At 42.4% G+C, this 283-nt stretch carries 1 protein-coding gene; it reads right to left on the bottom strand.

The genetic code is table 11. The annotated features are described in order from the left end of the window. A partial coding sequence (locus AAEY68_RS20905; protein ID WP_350586807.1) for a DDE-type integrase/transposase/recombinase occupies positions 1–283 on the bottom strand: 283 nt, incomplete at both ends.

Below are 283 nucleotides of genomic sequence, written 5' to 3' on the forward strand. Positions count from 1 at the left end.
TTTATCAATATGCCAACCAACAATACGACGTGAATATAAGTCCATGACGATAGCCAGATACATCCAACCTTCGCCAGTTCTTAGATAAGTCACATCACCAGCCCACACCTGATTTGGCGCAACAGGATTAAAGTTCTGATTCAAAAGATTATCAGCAACGGCATCACTGTGTTTACGCTTGGTTGTTACCTTGTATGCCACTCGTTGAGTAACGACTAAACCAAGTGTTGCCATTAATTTATGAACGCCATAATCACTGACGCTAAAGCCCTCACTGCGTAAC

The sequence above is a fragment of the Pseudoalteromonas sp. RB2-MNA-CIBAN-0110 genome (assembly GCF_040309305.1).
Classification (GTDB): domain Bacteria; phylum Pseudomonadota; class Gammaproteobacteria; order Enterobacterales; family Alteromonadaceae; genus Pseudoalteromonas; species Pseudoalteromonas arctica.